The sequence below is a fragment of the Streptomyces thioluteus genome, from assembly GCF_039535865.1.
Map to the genome: position 1 here is coordinate 1 of NZ_BAAAXZ010000130.1, position 18,017 is coordinate 18,017.

13 protein-coding genes and 2 pseudogenes are annotated in these 18,017 nt (G+C 71.6%); 13 read left to right on the top strand and 2 right to left on the bottom strand.

Translation table 11 applies throughout. The annotated features are described in order from the left end of the window. Positions 1-163: 163 nt before the first annotated feature. From ABD794_RS17125 to ABD794_RS17165, 9 genes and pseudogenes are all read left to right on the top strand, one after another. Positions 164-610: an ester cyclase gene (locus tag ABD794_RS17125; protein ID WP_344964354.1), complete on the top strand. Its 447-nt coding sequence runs from the start codon at positions 164-166 to the stop codon at positions 608-610. Between the two features lie 175 nt (positions 611-785). Then, complete coding sequence (locus ABD794_RS17130; RefSeq protein ID WP_344964357.1) at positions 786-1,577, top strand: hypothetical protein; 792 nt, start codon at positions 786-788, stop codon at positions 1,575-1,577. Between the two features lie 576 nt (positions 1,578-2,153). Continuing rightward, a complete protein-coding gene (locus ABD794_RS17135; RefSeq protein WP_344964360.1) occupies positions 2,154-2,861 on the top strand; it encodes an RraA family protein in 708 nt (235 codons plus the stop codon). Positions 2,862-3,064: 203 nt separating this feature from the next. Then, positions 3,065-3,307, top strand: a pseudogene (locus ABD794_RS17140) (alpha/beta fold hydrolase); the annotation flags it as partial. A 118-nt stretch (positions 3,308-3,425) separates the two neighbouring features. Then, on the top strand, positions 3,426-3,956 hold the full coding sequence (locus tag ABD794_RS17145; RefSeq protein ID WP_344964403.1) for an alpha/beta fold hydrolase: 531 nt from the start codon (positions 3,426-3,428) through the stop codon (positions 3,954-3,956). Positions 3,957-4,082: 126 nt separating this feature from the next. Next, entirely contained in the window at positions 4,083-5,597 is a 1,515-nt protein-coding gene (locus ABD794_RS17150) for an FAD-binding oxidoreductase (RefSeq protein WP_344964362.1), read from the top strand. A gap of 232 nt (positions 5,598-5,829) precedes the next feature. After that, on the top strand, positions 5,830-7,236 hold the full coding sequence (locus ABD794_RS17155; RefSeq protein ID WP_344964364.1) for a hypothetical protein: 1,407 nt from the start codon (positions 5,830-5,832) through the stop codon (positions 7,234-7,236). Then, a complete protein-coding gene (locus ABD794_RS17160; RefSeq protein WP_344964366.1) occupies positions 7,233-7,508 on the top strand; it encodes a 2Fe-2S iron-sulfur cluster-binding protein in 276 nt (91 codons plus the stop codon). Before ABD794_RS17155 ends, ABD794_RS17160 begins: the two co-directional genes overlap by 4 nt. A 24-nt stretch (positions 7,509-7,532) precedes the next feature. Next, on the top strand, positions 7,533-8,357 hold the full coding sequence (locus tag ABD794_RS17165) for a class I SAM-dependent methyltransferase (RefSeq protein WP_344964368.1): 825 nt from the start codon (positions 7,533-7,535) through the stop codon (positions 8,355-8,357). A gap of 98 nt (positions 8,358-8,455) precedes the next feature. Here ABD794_RS17165 and ABD794_RS17170 read toward each other — a convergent pair whose 3' ends face one another. Then, positions 8,456-9,787 (bottom strand): pyridoxal phosphate-dependent aminotransferase, encoded by a 1,332-nt coding sequence (locus ABD794_RS17170; protein WP_344964370.1) that lies wholly within the window; start codon positions 9,785-9,787, stop codon positions 8,456-8,458. A gap of 210 nt (positions 9,788-9,997) precedes the next feature. Between ABD794_RS17170 and ABD794_RS17175 the strand changes: the two genes are divergently transcribed. From ABD794_RS17175 to ABD794_RS17185, 3 genes are all read left to right on the top strand, one after another. Continuing rightward, positions 9,998-10,963, top strand: coding sequence for a PIG-L family deacetylase (locus ABD794_RS17175; protein WP_344964372.1), 966 nt, complete (start codon positions 9,998-10,000; stop codon positions 10,961-10,963). Beyond that, entirely contained in the window at positions 10,960-11,796 is an 837-nt protein-coding gene (locus tag ABD794_RS17180) for a sugar-binding protein (RefSeq protein ID WP_344964373.1), read from the top strand. Before ABD794_RS17175 ends, ABD794_RS17180 begins: the two co-directional genes overlap by 4 nt. Positions 11,797-12,048: 252 nt before the next feature. Further along, positions 12,049-12,753, top strand: coding sequence for a hypothetical protein (locus tag ABD794_RS17185; protein ID WP_344964375.1), 705 nt, complete (start codon positions 12,049-12,051; stop codon positions 12,751-12,753). Positions 12,754-12,850: 97 nt separating this feature from the next. Here ABD794_RS17185 and ABD794_RS17190 read toward each other — a convergent pair whose 3' ends face one another. Then, a complete protein-coding gene (locus ABD794_RS17190; RefSeq protein ID WP_344964377.1) occupies positions 12,851-14,299 on the bottom strand; it encodes an amidase in 1,449 nt (482 codons plus the stop codon). Between the two features lie 926 nt (positions 14,300-15,225). Here ABD794_RS17190 and ABD794_RS17195 point away from each other — a divergent pair. Next, positions 15,226-17,847: pseudogene (locus ABD794_RS17195) on the top strand (non-ribosomal peptide synthetase); the annotation flags it as partial. Between the last annotated feature and the right edge of the window lie 170 nt (positions 17,848-18,017).

An 18,017-nucleotide genomic window follows, 5' to 3' on the forward strand; every position in this document is an offset into this window, starting at 1 on the left:
AGGTCCAGGGCCGCGTCCAGGATCTGGTCCCGGGTCAGCCCGGCGCGCTCGCCCCGGGTCCCGCTTGGCCGTCACGTCGTCCTCCTGCCGTCACTTGACTTTCTTACATCGTAAGGCGAGGCTGGGGCTCGTCAAACTTACGTCGTAAGAATGGGGAGCGGTCATGAAGCAGGTCGTCGCGGGTTTCTTCCAGGCGGTCAACGAGCGCAGGGTCGAGGACCTGTCCCGGTACCTGGCGCCGGACGTCGTCGATCACAACAAGATCATTTTTGGTGAGCCGGACGAGCCGGGTGCCGCCTTCGAGGGGATCCGTCAACAGCTCGCCGCCTTCGGCGAGTTCGCGGTGCGCGTGGACGCGCTCGTCGCCGAGGGGGACACCGTCGTGGCCCGTGTGACGGCCACCGGGACGCATACCGGGACCCATCCCCGGATGCCCCGGCCCACCGGCCGCTCCTTCGAGGTCGAGCAGATGTGGTTCTTCACCGTGAAGGGGGAGCGGATTTCCGAGATCCGTGCCGTCAGCGACCGCCTCGGAATGTTCCTCCAGGCCGGCTGGGGACTGGCCGACGGCCGCCTGATCCGCCCGGATGGGGAAATCGAATTCCTTTGAAGAAAACGTCTATCGGCGGCACCGCTCGGTGAACCGGCTCACTTCACCGGGGCTTTACCAGGATTTGGTGTCCCGGTGAGAGGCGGCGGCGCAATGTGGGCCGGGCGGAAAGGGAACCGAAAATCCCGAACCGCTTGAACCGATGGAACCGGTTGAAAGGTCACAGGTGTTACTCATGGCGAACATCCTGACAAGAAGGAGCGGGCGCGCCCTGCTCGTGGGCGCGGCCGCCGCCGTGGCGCTGGGCGCCGCCGCCCTCCCCGCCTCCGCCGACAGCGAGCCCACCCTGGCCGAGCTCATGGCCGACTGCGCCAGCGGCGTCGGAAAGTGCACATTCAACGACCCGGAGGTCGGAAAGGCCTACCTGGGGAATTACCACCAGGTGTCCGACACGCTCTACAACTGCAGCACGTCGGACGCCACCCAGGGCCTGAACTGGTCCGACAAGGTCGGCTCCACGGATTCCCTGGAAGTGTCCATCACCGCCGGCGGAAAGATCGCCGGAATAGTGGATCTCAGCGTCACCGCGAAGTACGGACATTCCTGGACGACCGAGCACTCGGACGGCGGCAGCATGGGCATGACCATCAAGTCGGGCGAGGTCGGCTGGATTTCCCGGGCCCAGGTGATGCGCCCTGTCACCGGGATGTGGCAGACGCACTACAACGACCCGCACTGGGGCCATTACTACTGGTACTTTCCGTACCCCGACGGCGACACCGTCGTCAGCCCGGCCCCCAACGACACGGACGGCGTCAAGAACGCCGTGGTGGTGAAGACCCGGCCCATGACCGACGCGGAGAAGGCGTCCTGCGGTGCGCACAACGGCAAGACGTTCCTCTCCAAGACCAAGGTCGAGGTCCCCAAGGCCGACAACGCGCCCCGCAAGGGGACTCCGGGCAAGCCCACCCCGGGCGACGACGGCAAGCCCCCGGCCCGGGAGGAGAAGACCGACAAGAAGCAGTGACCGGCGAACCCGCCCGTGCCGTCAGCGTTCCGCCACGGCACGGGCCCGCTCGATGTCCGGCCCGCGGTAGAGGCGTTCGGGTCGCACTCGGCGACCCGCGGCGGCGCCACCGTCTCCGAATCCACCGGAGTGAGCCCGGCCCGGCCGAACTTGTCGGCCTCGTACCGGTATCCGCGCTCCCGCTTGCGCTCCGGCACCGGGTCCGTGCCCGTGGTCAGCGTCAGCCGGTCCACGGCCGGGGCCAGCACGTCCGACGGCAGGTTGAGCACGCACTCCCCGGTGCGCATCAGGTTCCGCGTGGTCTGCGAGCGCGCGGCGAGCCCGAGCACGCCCCGCCGGCCGAGCCGGAACGCCGAGGACATGGGGGCCGGATTGGCCGTCCCGTCCTCGTTGCGGGTGGTCACCCGGCCAGCTTCGCCCGCGTGGACCGGGACGACCGGCGGTCATCGGACGCCGTGTTCGGGGGACCGCCCCTCCGGACTATCAGCGCGACTTGCCATTTCCGTCCCGCCATCCTGACCACGGAGTCCGCACCGTGCGACGCTGGCGACATCCGTGACCAGGGAGGGGACAGCGATGAACCACCAGGAACTCCGGGAGCGCTTCGGCGCCTTGACCACCGCCCACGTCGCCGACGCCTGCATCCGGGCCGGCGTGCCGGTCCGCTGCGGACCGGCCGCCCTCACCGCCGTGGAACCCGGCGGCCGGCTGGCGGGACGGGTGCGCCCCGCCCGGCACGTCGGCAGCGTCGACGTCTTCCTGGAGGCGTACGAGGCGGCCGGGCCCGGTGAGGTCCTCGTGGTCGACAACGGCGGCCGCCTCGACGAGGCGTGCGTCGGCGACCTCGCCGTGCTGGAGGCCCGGGCGGCCGGACTCCAGGGCCTGGTGGTCTGGGGCCTGCACCGCGACACCGCCGACGTCCGCGCCATCGGCCTCCCCGTCTTCAGCCTGGGCGCGGTCCCCACCGGCCCCCTCCACCTCGGCGAACGCCCCGACGACGCGCTGACCTCGGCCCGGGTGGGCGAATGGACGGTCTCCGCGGCGGACGTCGTCCTCGGTGACGACGACGGCGTCCTCTTCGTCCCCGCCGACCGGACCGCCGAACTCCTCGCCCTGGCCGAGTCGATCCGCGACACGGAACACCACCAGGCCGAACTCATCCGCGCCGGCCGCACCCTCCGCGACCAGGTCGGCTTCGCCGGCTACCTCGCCCGCCGCCGCGAGACGCCGTCGCTGACCTTCCGCGAGCACCTGCGGTCGGTGGGCGGGGCGATCGAGGAGTGAGCGGCGTCGCCCCATGGGCCGTCCCGGTGCGGTGAGCTTGGTGCTGCCCGACCGGTAGCCGTGTTTCTTCCTGCCCATTACCACGAGGTAAGTGCTTACAAAAGAGTGGGTACTTGTGGCTTCCCCGCCGACGAGCGAACCTGGAGAAGTCCCGGAGGGAACCGGGACGGGAACAATGCAAGGCTCACAGGCAAGGAATTCACATGAAGCACGGGCACGTTGTCACCAATGGCGTGGACATCTCCTATGTGGAGGAGGGCGAGGGCCCGCTCGCGCTCCTGCTCCACGGTTTCCCGGAATCCGGGGAATCCACCTACCGGCATCTGATACCGGCGCTCGCCGCGGCCGGTTACCGTGCCGTCGCCCCGAACATTCGCGGCTTCGCCCCCTCCGCCCTGCCGGCCGACGGCAGCATGCGTCTGGCCGATCTCGTGGCCGACGCGAACGGACTGCACGAGAAGCTGGGCGGCGACGGGAACGCCGTGCTCGTCGGCCACGACTGGGGGCGCGGCGACCGCCTGGGGCGCGGCACACACCGAGCCGGGGCGCTGGTCGCGGGTGGTGGTGAGCGACGTCCCGCCGCTCGCGTTCTTCGGGGAGTACGCGAGCACGTACGAGGGCATCGAGCGGCTGAACCACTTCTGGTTCTTCCAGATGGCCATGGCCGACGAGGTGCTGGCCGCGAACGACATGGCGTGGGTGCGCCAGGTCATGCAGGACAAGTGGACCGCGGACGACTACGACGCCACGGAGGACTTCGAGGCGGTCAGGAAGGCCCTCGGCGAGCCGGCCCGGCTGCGCGCCGCGATCGATCTGTACCGGATGAATTTCGCTCCGCAGGAGATGGGCACGCCGGAATGGGCGGCCCGGCATGCCGAGCTCTGGGGTGAGGTGCCGGCCCAGCCGACGCTGTATCTGCACGGGACGGAGGACAAGAGCGTCGTCCTGGACGCGGAGGGGCTCGCGGCGATCGGCGCGTCGCTGTCGGCCGGATCGGAGGTCGCGTTCATCGAGGGGGCGGGTCACCTCGTACCGGCGGAGAAGCCCGTCGAGTACAACGAGCGGGTTCTCCGGTTCCTGGGCAAGGAGCACTGAGAGGTGCTCAATAGGATTATCGGTCTAGTGGTGAATTGATTGCCGTATGGTCTCGAACCTCCGATCCTGGTGGCCCCTTGAACCGCCTGGCCGCATCTCGGAGGACGAGTTCGAATGAATTGGCGAGTGGACAAGAACGACCCTCGGTACGAGACGCTCAGCCAGGGATTCAACCAGCGCTGGGTCAGCAAACCGAGCTATATCCAGCTGATCCACGATGACGCGTCGGCCGTGGCGGCGGTGCGCGAGGCCGTGGGCAACGGCCTCCGTCCCACCGTCCGCAGCGGCGGGCACTGCTACGAGGACTTCGTGGCCAACACGGGCGGGGCCGTTCTCGACCTGAGCCTGATGAACGCTGTCCGGAAAGGCACCGACAACCGGGGCGAGGCCGCCTACGTCGTCGAGGCCGGGGCCACCAACTGGGATGTCATCACCACCCTTTTCCGGCGGTTCGGCAAGGCGGTCCCCGGTGGATCCTGCTATTCGGTCGGCTCGGGCGGCCACATCGCGGGCGGCGGGTTCGGCTTCCTCTCCCGCCGCCACGGGCTGGTCGTCGACCACCTGGTGCAGGTGGACGTGGTGACGGTGCGGGGCGGCCCCGACCAGCCGCCCGTCGTCGAGGTGACCAGCGCCCACCGTGAGGACGACGGCCCCGAAGGCGACCTCTTCTGGGCCCATACGGGCGGCGGCGGTGGGAACTTCGGGGTCGTCCTGCGCTACTACTTCGCGGACGACATCCCCGACCCCCCGGCGCGCGTATGGCTCAGCAGCATCGCCTGGCCCTGGAAGGACGGTCTCCTGGAGCGCCCGAAGGACTTCGAGAGGCTGGTGAAGAACTTCGGCACGTTCTTCGCCGAGCACAGCGGGAAGGAAGAGAAGCTCTATCCCGGCCTGTTCAGCATCCTGAAGCTCACTCACAAAGCCAATGGGAACGTCGTTCTGCTGACCCAGTGGGACGAGGAGGACCCGGCTCTGCTCGACGCCTACGTCCGTGCCGTCGAAGCGGGAGTGACGACGAGTTCGACCGCGCAGTTGTTCAGCGTCGCCGGCATCTCGGTGCATCTCCCCGAGAAGCGCCGCCAGATGCCGTGGTTCCAGGCCACCCAGACCCTGAACGGCTCCGGCGACAACCAGCGGGGCAAGTACAAGTCGGCCTACCACCGCCACCCGTTCACGCAGGGGCAGATCGACTCCCTCTACTCCTGGCTCACCACGGACGTCCCGGGCGCGGACATGTCGAAGACCCTGGTCCAGGCGGATTCCTACGGGTGCCGGATCAACGGCGTGCACCCGGGCGACACGGCCGTGCCGCAACGGGACTCCATCTTCAAGCTCCAGTTCCAGTCGTACTGGACCGACCGCACCGAGGACGACCTCCACACCGGCTTCATGAGGGATTGGTACGCGGACGTGTACCAGGAGACCGGCGGCGTACCGGAGATCAGCGACGAGCTGAACGACCGCGTCACGGACGGCGCGTACGTGAATTACCCCGACAGCGATCTGGGCGTCGCCACCGACCGGGACCCCGCCTACCCCCGGCTCTACTACAAGGACAACTACGGCCGCCTGCAGGACGCGAAGCGTCACTGGGACCCGCGGAACGTCTTCCACCACAGCCAGTCCATTCGGCTGTCGTAGGGCGATCGAGCTTCTCTCGTCCGGCGGTTGTGCACGGACACGGTGAGGCGCCCTTCGAGGCGGCTTCGCCCGGGATGATCCGGGGGCGGGCCCAGAATCCCGGGGTGGAACCGTTCTCTCCGAGTGTTCGGCGCGGTTAGCATCGCTGTGACGACGGGGGTGCGGGCGGGTTCCTCTGTACCCCGGTGGTAATGCAGTCGTGATTCCGGGGGAGATCATGCCGCATGCAAACATGGCCCTTGCACATCCGCTGACGGCTCCCGACGTGGTGCCGATAGCCGAGTTGGGGCCCGAATTACCGCAAGTCGACGAGCCGGTGTGCGGTGTGCGCCCGATCGAGGTTCCGCTGGTGGTGCTGGGCGGTGAGCGGCGGGAGACGTTGTTCGCGCGGACCCTGCCCGGTCACGACGACGCGTCCCGCTTCCGGGCGATGGGGCCGTTGCGTGCGCTCGGCACGCTGGCCTCCACCCGGACCGGGTTCCTGCCGGCGCACGCACCCGACTTCCGGGGCCCGGTCGCGGACCTCTGCCGGGCGGCTGCCGCACAGTACGTCCAAGGGCATGCGGCCGGATTCCGCGAGTGGTGCGAGGGCCGGGCGGCGAGCCTGGAGCAGGACCTCGTGCGGCGCGCCGGGACGCTGCCCGCGTCCGGGGCGGAACGGCTGATGGTGCCGCTGATCTACCTCAACCACATGTGGCGGCAGGGCGATCCGAACGCCGACGTGGCGACCGGCCCGAGCCGGATGCCGGAACCGCTGGGCAGCCTGCTCGAAACCGTGGCGGGGGCGGTCGGGACGATCCCCCGGTTCAACCAGATCGTGATGACGATGCTGGCGTTCGAGCTGGACGGGGTGAGCGGTGGCGCGGAGCTGTCCCACCGGGACGTCGCCGCCGTGGACCGCATGCGCCCGGCGTTCTGGCTGAACGAGGGCGACCGGAGCGAACTGGAGCTGTACCAGGCCTTCTACGCGGTGGAGGCGCTCGGCGTCCCGCTGTACGGCTGGGGTTGCCACGCGCTGGAGTGCGCCGCCGCCGACGACCGGGCCGGGGGCGCGCGGGCGCTGCGCATGGTGCAGGCGGTGATCCGGAACGTCTACATGATCACCAAGCGGCTGATCCCCCGGATCGACGCCGACGAGTTCCGGCGGATCCAGGTCACGTGCGGCTGGGTCGAGGACGAGGTGACCGGCGTCGCCTCGGGGTACCAGCTCCCGTTCATGCTGATGCTCGACTCGCTCTTCCACGTGAACTACAGCCACCCCGGCGTCATCGCCGCGCGGGCGAACAATCTGCGGTTCGTGCCGGAGGACTGGAAGGCGTTCTTCCGCATGGTCTACGACGCGCGGCCCGCGCTCAGGACATGGGTCCACGAGTCCGGCGACGGCCCGCTCGCCGAGGCGTATCGATCCTGCACGAACCTCTTCACCCTGTTCCGGACCATGCACCGCCATCTCGGCGGACAAGTGCTCAAGGGCGGCACCACGACCGGCCGGGTGTTCGACAGCGCCGAGGCCAACTACGAGCAGTTCATGTCCGAGATGGCCGGCCTGGTCGACGACACCGCGGCGACGGGCGACGTGTCCCACCCGGCGGCACCGGACAGCCCGCCCGCGGCGGCCAGTCGAGGGGTCCGCCCGTGATCACCGTCACCATCGCGGGCCGGACGATCGAGGTCGCAACGGGCACGACCATGCAGCACATCTGCGACGAGCACGACACCCCTGTCAGGTTCGGCTGCCGGGCGGCCCGGTGCGGCGCCTGCATGATCAAGGTGATAGCCGGTGCGGACAACCTCAGCCCGGCCGGGCCGGACGAGCGCGCGGTGCTGGACGTACTGGCGTGGTCGCCCGACTGCCGCCTCGCCTGTCAGGCCACCGTGTTCGGCACGGTCACCATCGACGTCGCGGACTAGACCCGGACCAGGGAGAACGAAGCCATGACCAGCCAGCCGGCCTACGTCCTGCGGCACTCGGACCACGAGACCCGCCGCCTGGCGACCCAGGCCGTCTTCTACGCCGAACACACGGACCGGCTCCTGGAGATGGCCGGGATCACCGTGGGAATGGACGTCCTCGACGTCGGATGCGGCGCGGGCGACGTGTCGATCCAGCTCGCGCGCATCGTCGGGCCGGCCGGTTCGGTGGTGGGCGTGGACGCCGACGCGAGCGTGCTCGACTCGGCCCGGCGGCGTGCGGCGGAGGCGGAGCCGGCCCTCGGCAACGTCACCTTCCGGCAGGCCACCCTCCCGGACGTCGCCCTCGACCGGCCGGTCGACGCCGTCGTCGGACGGCTGATCCTGATGCACCTGCCCGATCCGGCCGGCACGATCAGGGCGCTGTCCGGGCTGGTCCGCCCGGGCGGCGTGATCACCTTCCAGGACTTCAACACCACCAGGATCCGGTCGGTGCCCGCACTGCCGCTGCTGACGAGGTGCATCGCGGTGGTCAACGACTGCCTGCGCGCCGCGGGCCGCACCCTGGACACCGGCGAGCGGCTGTACTCCCTGTTCCTGGAGGCCGGGCTGCCAGGTCCCGAGCTCGCCGTGGTGGTGCCCACACCGCAGGACAAGGAATCGGCCGTGGTCATGCTGGGACAGACGCTGCTCACCGCGCTCCCGTTCGCCGAGGAGTCCGGCGTGGTCGCGCCGGGCGACATCGACCCGGACACGCTGATCGACCGGCTCCGCGAGGAACTGCGGGACACCCCGTGCGCGGTCTACCTTGCCGAACTGGTCGGTGCGTGGACCCGATTGCCCGGCTGATCCGCGCTCGACGACGTCGTGGGGGCGAAGTCCTCCCGGAGCCGTGACCCGCGTACCGGCCGGGATCCGCCGGTACGACGGCGGCCGTCGCCGTCACTTCACCGGCGGCCCCCCTCCGGCAGCGTGCGGAGCGCCTCGCCGATCCGCGTGGCGGCGTCGGCGACCTGCTTCGCCTCGAAGGCCGTGAAGCACAGCCGGAAGTATCCGGGGTCGGGGCAGGAGAGGGTCTGGCCGGGGAGCAGTTGCACCTTGGCGGTCGCCTGGAGGTAGGCGCGGAGACGCTCCTCGCGGGGGTCGATCTCCGGGAAGAGAACGGGGGATGCGGCGTCGGGGACCCGGTCGAGGAAGGCGCGCAGGTCCAGGAAGAAGAACTGGGCGGAGTTGCCGGTGACGACGTACGGGACGTCTCCCTCCAGGAGCGCCCGTCGCACCGCCTGGTGGCTGTCGGTCAGCGCCGGGGGGTACACCTCGTGCATCAACTGCTCGGGATACCAGGCGGGTTCGCCCGGCCGGTGTTCGAACAGCTTCCCGATGACCACGTTCTTGAGGGAGTCGAGCGGGGTGAACCACGACATCGTCTTCCGCTCGTGGCCGCCCTCCATCGCGGCGCGGACGATCGCGGAGCGGGAGATGACGAACCCGACGCGGAAGCCGGAGATGCCGAAGTCCTTGCCCAGGCCCCACACCACGTGGACGCGGTCGGAGTGCCGGGCGGTGGCCCGCAGCGCGAGGGCGCTGGTGAAGCGGGGAGCGGCCCCGGTGAGCTGGCTGTGGGCGTAGATCTCGTCGGAGACGATGTGCATGGGGGTCTCTTCGAGCGCCCAGGTGTAGATCTCCTCCAGCAGGTTCTCGTCGTAGTTGACCCCCAGGGGGTTGTTGGGGTTCGTCAGGACCAGCAGCTTCGGGGGCGAGTAGGCGGTGCGGTAGGCGTTCTGGAGGTCGCGGAGCGTGAGCTGGAACGCGTCGCCCCGTTCGCGCAGCGGGGCGAACACACACTTGAGGCCCGGTCGTTGGCCGAAGGACCACTTGAACCCCTGCCAGGACGGGGCCGGCAGGAGAACCCGGTCGCCGGGTGCCAGTTCCCCGGCTTCCTCCAGGGTGAAGGCCAGGCACTCCAGGGCGGCGGAGACCCCGGCGGTGGCGTAGACGTCGGTGGGCCGGATGTCGTGCGACATCGTACGGCTCAGCAACTCCGCGACCCGGGCGCGCAGTTCGGGGACTCCGTACGGGGTCTTGTAGCGGATGTCGTTCTCGCCGATCTCGGTGTGCCGGAAGACGTGCTCGTTGAGCGAGCCGTAGAGGAGCACGTTCTCGGCGACGGACAGGTCCAGCGGGGGCTCGGCCAGGCCCGCGTGGTAGGCGGCGAGGCGTTCCTCCGGGTCGGCGATCCCGTAGAGCGCGTGGAAAGCGGTGTTCGGCTCGGATTCCATCAGGATCCCTTCGAGGGTGAAGTCCTGGGCGGTGCCGTGCCGTTATGGATTATCAGTACGTCGCATCCCGGATGAAGGCAGAAATAGGCCGACATGTATTGGCGGAAGGGAGAAGGCGGAACGATTCTCGAGTCGTGGGCGCCTCGCGCGGGGTGCATGAGAGATTGCCCGGGTGCAGTCGTCGTCAGTCTTCGGGAAAGGATGGTTTTCGTGTCGGCCCACCGGCCCCGCCCGCTCCGCCCGCTCCTGCTCGTCACCGTCGTCACCGCCCTGCTCTCCGGGAGCGTCGTCGCGCCCGCGTCGGCCACCGCATCGCACCGCGATCCCGCGCACACCGACGTCCTGTTCGTCGGGGCCCATCCCGACGACGAGTTCCAGTCGCTGGCCACCTTCGGGCAGTGGAAGGAGCGGCGGGGGATCGGCACCGGGATCGTCACGATCACGCGGGGGGAGGGTGGCGGGAACGCCGCCGGGCCCGAGGAGGGGCCGCCGCTCGGGATGATCCGGGAGAAGGAGGAGCGGTCCGCCGTCTCGCTCGCGGGGATCCGCAACGTGTACTACCTCGACAAGCCGGACTTCTGGTACACGCTGTCGGCCCCGCTGACCGGCACGGCGTGGAACAGACCTCCGCAGCGGGCCGACGACACCCTGGAGCGGCTCGTGCGGATCATCCGGGCGACGACGCCGCGCACTGTCGTCACCATGGATCCGCGGCCCTTCGGCCAGCACGGGGGTCACCCAGCAGGCCGGGCGGCTGGCCGCCGACGCGTTCCGGCTGGCGGCGGACCCGAAGGCGTTCCCCCGGCAGATCGCGGTCGAGAAGTACAAGCCGTGGAAGGCGGAACGGCTGCTGGCGCAGAACTGGGGGTTCGAGGGGCCCGTCGGGCCGAAATGTGCGGATCGTCCGGCGAAGGATGCGCGCACCGGGCTGCCCGTCGTCGGCGTCTGGCCGGGCCGGCGCTCCCGCCCGAGCGGCAGGACCTGGGCGCAGATCGAGCGGGACGCGGCCCGGCGCTACGTCACCCAGGGTTTCGGCTCCCTGCCGGCGAAGGTCACCACGCCGCCGGACCGGATGCCGTGCGAGTGGTTCACCGTCCTCGCGAGCGGCGGGAGGCCGGTCCCGGCGCCCGTCCGCGAGCAGGGCGAACTGCGGCCCGTCTACGCCGAGTTCCATGACTGGGCCCGGCGGACCGGCATGCCGTGGCTCGCGAACGGCGCGCAACCCGCCTACCCCGTACGCCCCTCCGCCACCGCCCCCGAGGGCCGCGAAGGCTCCCGTCGTCGACGGCACGGCGGGACCGGGGGAGTATCCCGGCCCGGAACTGCGGCTCGGGCACTGGGAGGGGGCGGAGTGCGGCCCCGCCGACTGCTCCGCCACCGCCCGCATCACCCGTCACCGCGACGACCTCTACGTCCTCGTCCGGGTGACCGACGACAAGCGGGGCACGGCACTCGACGCGCGTGACGACTGCAAACGGCACTGGCGCACGGACGCCGTGGAGATCGCCCTCGACCCGCGCGGCCGCTCGGACGACACGTCGACCACGTTCAAGGCCGGGATCCTGCCGTTCACTTCGCACGGCGGCGGTGCCTGCGCCGCCCGCGACGCCGACAACCACCAGGGTCCCGCCCGGGGGATGACCGTCGCCTCCACCGTGACGGCCGGTCCGTACACCGGATACACGGTCGAGGCGAGGATCCCGCTCGAACTGCTCCCGGCGACGGCGGATCCGGAGCGGCTCACCGCCAACATCCTGGTCTACGACTCCGACACCCAGGACAGGACGGGCAAGTCCCGGCTGGCGTGGGCCTCGTACACCGGGGCACAGGCCGATCCGTATGTGTGGGGCACCGTGCGCCTGCCCGGATACGTGCCGCCCTCGGGGCGCCCGCCGCGCTCCGCGACGCTTCCGTTGGACGCGGCGCGGAGCGCGGACTCCCGGGCCTCCGTCGAGCAGTTTCCGCCGCACCGGAGTGCCGCTCGCCGGAGGCCCGCGGGCCTGACCTGAAGGAGGTGCCGGCCGATGAGGAGGCCCTCGGCCCCGGCACCTCCCATGGGTGCCCCCGCTTTCGACACCCCGTCCCCCGTACGGGGTGTCGAGATCCCATCCTGACGCGGTGCCGGCCCCGAACGCTTGTAAGCTCTTGCTCATTCGCTTTCATCCCTGGCAAGGGATTACTTAATTTTTGGCGCATCAGCTGCGTACAGTGCAGGTGTGGCACTTGAGCGGCACAGTCATCTGAGCACCGACGACGTCTTCGTGGCGGACGTGCGGTGCGGGGATCCCCCGCACGGCTGGAGCGAGGTGCGTCCGGCGGCGGTCTTCGGGCTGCTGCTGGTCAGACGCGGGGTGGTGCGCGGACGTGTCGAGGGCGTCGAGCAGTTGCTGGATCCGACGAACGTCTTCGTGGAGCGGCTGGGCAGCGAGCGGCAGTTCGCGCACCCGTGCTGCGGCGTGGCCTACACCGAGATCGTGCTGTCCGAGCCGAGCATGGCCGACGTCCTCGGCGGCGACCCGGTCGTGCCCGAGGGGTCGGCCTACACGACCCCCCAAGTCGACGTGATGCACCGGCTGTTACTGGCCCGGATCCGCTCCGGGGAGGGCGATCCCTTCGAACTCGCCCAGCGGACCGTCGATCTCGTCGGCGCCGTCTTCGGGCAGCTGGCCCCGGCCCGGGTGGCCAGCGGGCAGCCGGCCACCGTCGCCGCCCGCAAGCAGGTGGTGGACGACACCCGGGAAGTCCTCGGCAAGAACCCGCTCATCGGGCTCGACGGGCTGAGCCGGGCGGGTGGGGTGCTCGCCCCACCACCTCAGCCGCGTCTTCTCCGCCGTCACGGGTACGACGCTCACCCACTACCGCAAACCGGCTGCGCGTCGCCGGGGCCATGGACCGGCTCAGCGAGGGCGAGACCGATCTGCGCCTGCTGGCCAACGACCTCGGCTTCACCGACCAGGCGCACATGACCCACGTCGTACGCAAGACGGCCGGGCTTCCCCCGGGCCGGCTGCGCTCCCCTGCTGGGAACGGGCGGCCGGTAGCCGGGAGTCGCCCGACGGCCGTTCAGGCGGCGTCGGCGCCCGCCCAGACCTCGGGGACACGGCCGCTCCACGGCCGCGCCCGCTCCAGCTGGCCCGCCAGCCGGAAGAGGACGTCGTCCAGCCCGTAGCCGGCGGCGAACTGCATGCCGACCGGCAGCCCGGTCCCCGGGTCGGACTCCAGGGGGACGGACATGGCGGGCGTACCCGTGATGTTGAACACCGCCGCGAACGGCGCCCGGTCGAAGAGCCGGGCCAGCCAGCCGGGGGCGTCCAGCTCCTCGATGCCCTCGTCGTACGCGCCCAGTTGCAGCGGGAGTTCGGGCAGGGTCGGGGCCAGCAGGACGTCGTAGTCGGCGAAGTGCCGGCCCAGGGCGCGGGAGACCCGGTTGCGCATCGCGAACGCGTCGACCAGGTCCTCCGCGGTCATCCGCCGGCCGTAGGCGTAGCAGGCGAGGAGCACGGGTTCGAGGGTGCCGGCGTCGACGGTGCGGTCGAGGGCGGTGGCCAGGCCGTTCGCCATCGCGGTCAGGTGCGCGCACCACAGCCGGGCGTTGCCGACGACGAACTCCTCCCAGCCCGCCCCGAGTTCGACCGTGGCCTCCTCCACGCGGTGGCCCAGGTGCTCCAGCAGCGCCACCGTGCGGGCGACGGCCTCGGCGACGGCCGGCGTCGTGGCGCGGCCGCCCCAGGGGTGGGTGAGGACGCCGATGCGCAGGGAGCCCGGGTGCCGGGACACCTCGTCGAGGTAGGGGCGGACGGGCCGCGGGGCGACGTAGGCGTCGCCGGGCTCCGGGCCCTGGATGCGGTCGAGCAGCGCCGCGCTGTCGCGCACGGTGCGGCTGACGCTGCCGTGCACGGCGAGGCCGCTGTACGCCTCGTCCACCTCGGGGCCCGGGGAGACCCGTGCGCGCGTCGACTTGAGCCCGAACAGGCCGTTGTAGGCGGCCGGTACGCGGATCGAGCCGCCGGCGTCGGTGGCGTGGGCGACCGGGACGATCCCGGCGGCGACGGCCGCCGCGGCGCCGCCGCTGGAGCCGCCGGCGCTCAGCGCGGTGTCCCAGGGGTTGCGGGCGGCGCCGTGGAGAACGGGCTCGGTGGTGAGGCTGAAGCCCATCTCGGGCGAGTTGGTGCGGCCGAACGTCACCAGGCCGGCCCGGCGGAAGCGCCGCATCAGGAACGAGTCGGCGCGGGCGGCGACGCCGGACGCGAGACGGCTGCCGCACTCGGCCCGCTTGCCCGCCATGGTGACGCCCAGGTCCTTGATGAGGAACGGCACTCCGGCCAGCGGGGAGCTGCCCGGGACCGGTACGTCCTCGCCCGGCCAGGTCTCCACGACGGCGTTGATCCGCGGATTGACCGCGTCCGCCGCGGCGAGCGCCGCCTGCTCCAGCTCGGCGGGGCTCACCTCCCCGCGGGCGACCAGGCCGGCCAGGCCGACCGCATCGAAGCTGACGTACTCGGACCGTTTCATGACGCCCCCGTTGTCCTGGATTTCCGTGTGGGTGGGATCGGTATCGCACGGAATTCGGGGTGCCACAAGAAGTTGGCAGGATGATGCAGAGGGAAAGGAAATTGAAGCGTCATCAAAATCGCCGGAGCGGGCCGGTCCGAATTGCCGCCGCACCGTTCTGACTTGGCCGGACGGGCGGAATCGGAAATTCATTTCGTGGGATTCCGCAAGGGAATCCGACCGGTCGGTCCCCTTGGGACGGCAGGGTCCCGGAGCCGGTGCGGCGCAGCCGGAGAGAGGTGTCGCTCGCTGGATTTCGTGCGGTCCCGGCGGGGGTGTGGCGCCGTTCCGGAGGATTCGCCGGTGCGTCGATGGGGTGGAACGCCGGTTTCCGGTGGCAGGCATTCCGGGCCGGGGTCCGTGTCATTACGGATGCGCGTGAACCAAAAAGTCTCCGGGCGGCTTCGGACGGGCCGCGGTCCGCCTCGTCGGGATCGCTCGCCGATGGCTGGAATGCGTGGTCAACGGCGGGTGTTTCCAGTGCACTTGAGGTGATATTTCCGATTTGCGAGGAGTCGGGACGGCGTCAATTGGCCATTGACACCGTTTGTCGCCTCAACAATGATCGATGTGTCGCACACGTGATCAGTGCGAGCAAGAAAGTGAGTGCGCGTCATGACCAGTTGAGGCGGTGGCGAACCGACGCCCGCCGAGGACGACGACGCCGCTGCCGCCGCTCGCGCGCCCGCGCGCGGGCCGACCGGGCCAGGGTCTCCACCACCGCGCGACCACCGCGCGCCCGCCCCTCCCGCCGAACGTTCCGTCGTCACCCGCACCCACAGGAAAGACTCCCGCCAAGGGAAGGGCGAGCTTTGCCGGCCAATCCAGCGTTCCACCGTTCCACCCCCGAGCCGTCCGCCGAGTCGTCGGCGGACCGTACCGCGCCGGTGCGGTTGTCCTTCGCCCAGCAACGGCTGTGGTTCCTGAGCCAGATCGAGGGCGCCGGTGAGGCGTGTCACCTGCCGCTGGCCCTGCGGCTGCGCGGCCGGCTCGACCGCGCGGCGCTGGCCCGGGCGCTGGACGCGCTCGCCGCCCGCCACGACGTGCTGCGCACCCGGCTGGTGACCGTGGCCGGCGAGACGTGCCAGCAGACCGGTCCCGCCGACGCGGGCTTCCCCTTGCTCGTCCAGGACCTCCGGAACCTCCGGAACCTCCGGAACCTCCGGAACCTCCGGAACCTCCGGAACCTCCGGAACCTCACCGGGCCCGGCGCGGAGGAGCGCGTGGCCGCCCTGCGGCAGGAGGAGGCCACCGCGCCGTTCGACCTGACGCGGGGGCCGCTGGCCCGCGGCCGCCTGCTCGTCCTCACCGCCGACGAGCACGTCCTGCTGCTGACGCTGCACCGGATCGTCGCCGACGATGCGTCCGCGGCCCTGCTCGCGCGGGAGCTCGGCACGCTCTACGCCGCCTTCCGCGACGGCGCGGACGACCCGCTGCCGCCGCTGCCCCTCCGCTTCGCCGACCACGCCGCCCGCCAGCGCGCGGAGGCGGCCGACGGCGTCCCGGACGAGGCGGCCGCGTACTGGCGCACGGCCCTCGACGGGGCGCCGGAACTGCTGGAACTCCCCACCGACCGCCCACGCCCCGCCACGCGGGACCACCGCGGCGGCCGCGTGCCGCTCGTCCTCGACGCCGAACTGACCGCCGCCCTGCGGACCCTGGGCCGCCGCCACGGCACCGGCCTGTCCACGACCGTCCTCGCCGGCTGGGCCCTGCTGCTCTCGCGGCTGTCCGGGCAGCGCGACGTCGTGATCGGCACGTCCGCCGCCGGCCGGCGCCCCGGGGACGAGGGCGTCGTGGGCCCGTTCGCCAACCCCCTGGCCCTGCGGATCGACCTCTCCGGTGCCCCGACGGCGGCCGCTCTCCTGGAGCGGACCCGTGATGCGGAGGCGGGCGCCACGGCCCACGGGGAACTGCCCTTCGAGCAGGTCGTCGAGCTCGTCGGGCCGGCCCGCAGCCTGGACCGCACCCCGCTGTTCCAGGCCGTGTTCGCCTGGCGGGCGGAGGAAGCCGTACCGGTCCTGCCCGGCGTCGAGGCGGAGCCGCTGGAGACGGACCGCACCGCGACCGCGTACGACCTGACCCTGTCGATGACGGAGCAGGACGGCCGTCTCGTCGGCACCCTCGACTGCGCGAGCGCCCTCTTCGACGCCGCGACGGCCGAGCGGTACGGCCGCCACCTGCGGCAGGTCCTGGAACAGATGGCCGCGGACCCCGACCGGGAGGCGGCCGCGCTCTCCCTGCTCGACGCCGGGGACCACCGCCGGCTGGCGGAGTGGAACGCCACCGCGCTGCCCGCCGGCCCCGGGGGCCTGGCCGGGCGCTTCGCGGCGCAGGTGCGCGAACGCCCCATGGCGCCCGCGCTCGTCTGCGGCGACGAGTGGCTCGACTACGCCACGCTGGACCGGCACGCCAACCGGCTCGCCCACGCCCTGATCGCCCGCGGCGTCGGCCGCGACCAGGTGGTCGGCCTGCACACGGGCCGCTCGGCCGCGCTCGTCGTCGGCATCCTGGGCATCCTCAAGGCCGGCGCCGCCTACCTCCCGCTCGACCCGGCCCTGCCCGGGGCGCGGCTGGCGCACATGGTCGAGGACGCCGCCCCGGCCCTGGTGCTCAGCGACGCCCAGGAGCCGCCCGCGGGCTGGACCTCGCTGTCCGCCGTCGCGGCCGAGGGCACCTCCGACGAGGACCCCGGCACGGACGCCGAGCCGGACCACCTGGCGTACGTCATCTACACCTCGGGCTCCACCGGCCGTCCCAAGGGCGTCATGGCCACCCACCGCGGCATCCTCAACCTGATCGACTACTGGACCTCCCGCTTCGGCACCACGCCCGGCGCGGCGATGGCGATGTGGCCGGGCATCGGCTTCGACGCGTCCGTGCAGGAACTGCTGCTGCCGCTGGTCACCGGGGGCGTCCTGCACCTGGTGCCGGACGAGGTGCGCGGCGACCCCGGGGCGCTGACCGACTGGATGCGCGTCCACCGCGTCGTCCAGATCCTGCTGCCCCCGGCCTACGTCCGATGGCTCGGCGAGGCGCCCGCGGAACGCCTGGCCGGGCTGGCCCTGCGCCGGCTGCTGACCGGTCTGGAGCCGCTGCCCGAGGACACCCTGCACCGCCTGGAGCGCGCCCTGCCCGGGCTGCGGATCCTCAACGGCTACGGGCCCACCGAGACGGCCCTCTACTGCACCGCCCACCTCGACCCGCGCCCGCTGCCGCGCCGCGCCCCCATCGGCCGGCCGGTCGCCAACACCCGCGCGCACGTGCTCGACGAGCGGCTGCGGCCGGTGCCGGTCGGGGTGACGGGCGAGCTCTACGTCGGCGGCGCGGGCGTGGCCCGGGGCTACCTGGGGCGGCCGGGGCTGACCGCGTCGCGCTTCGTGCCCGACCCCGCCGCGCCGGGGGAGCGGATGTACCGGACCGGGGACCTGGTCCGGTGGCTGGCCGACGGGACCCTGCAGTTCGTCGGCCGCGGCGACGACCAGGTCAAGGTGCGCGGCTTCCGTGTCGAGCCGGGCGAGGTCGAGGCCGCCCTGCGCGAACTGCCGCGGGTGCGCGCCGCGGTGGTGCTCGCGGACGAGGACGGGGCCGGCGAGCCGCGTCTGGTCGCCTTCGCCGTCCGCGACGGGGGCCGCGCCGCTGCCCCAGGGCGAGTGGCGGGCCGCGCTCGCCCCGCGGC

Excerpts from the sequence above, each read along its gene's own strand:
- ABD794_RS17135 (WP_344964360.1), top strand. The coding sequence starts at position 2,154 with ATGAACCACCAGGAACTCCGGGAGCGCTTCGGCGCCTTGACCACCGCC.
- ABD794_RS17170 (WP_344964370.1), bottom strand. The coding sequence starts at position 9,787 with ATGGAATCCGAGCCGAACACCGCTTTCCACGCGCTCTACGGGATCGCC.
- ABD794_RS17130 (WP_344964357.1), top strand. The coding sequence starts at position 786 with ATGGCGAACATCCTGACAAGAAGGAGCGGGCGCGCCCTGCTCGTGGGC.
- ABD794_RS17165 (WP_344964368.1), top strand. The coding sequence starts at position 7,533 with ATGACCAGCCAGCCGGCCTACGTCCTGCGGCACTCGGACCACGAGACC.
- ABD794_RS17180 (WP_344964373.1), top strand. The coding sequence starts at position 10,960 with ATGACTGGGCCCGGCGGACCGGCATGCCGTGGCTCGCGAACGGCGCGC.
- ABD794_RS17125 (WP_344964354.1), top strand. The coding sequence starts at position 164 with ATGAAGCAGGTCGTCGCGGGTTTCTTCCAGGCGGTCAACGAGCGCAGG.
- ABD794_RS17155 (WP_344964364.1), top strand. The coding sequence starts at position 5,830 with ATGGCCCTTGCACATCCGCTGACGGCTCCCGACGTGGTGCCGATAGCC.
- ABD794_RS17190 (WP_344964377.1), bottom strand. The coding sequence starts at position 14,299 with ATGAAACGGTCCGAGTACGTCAGCTTCGATGCGGTCGGCCTGGCCGGC.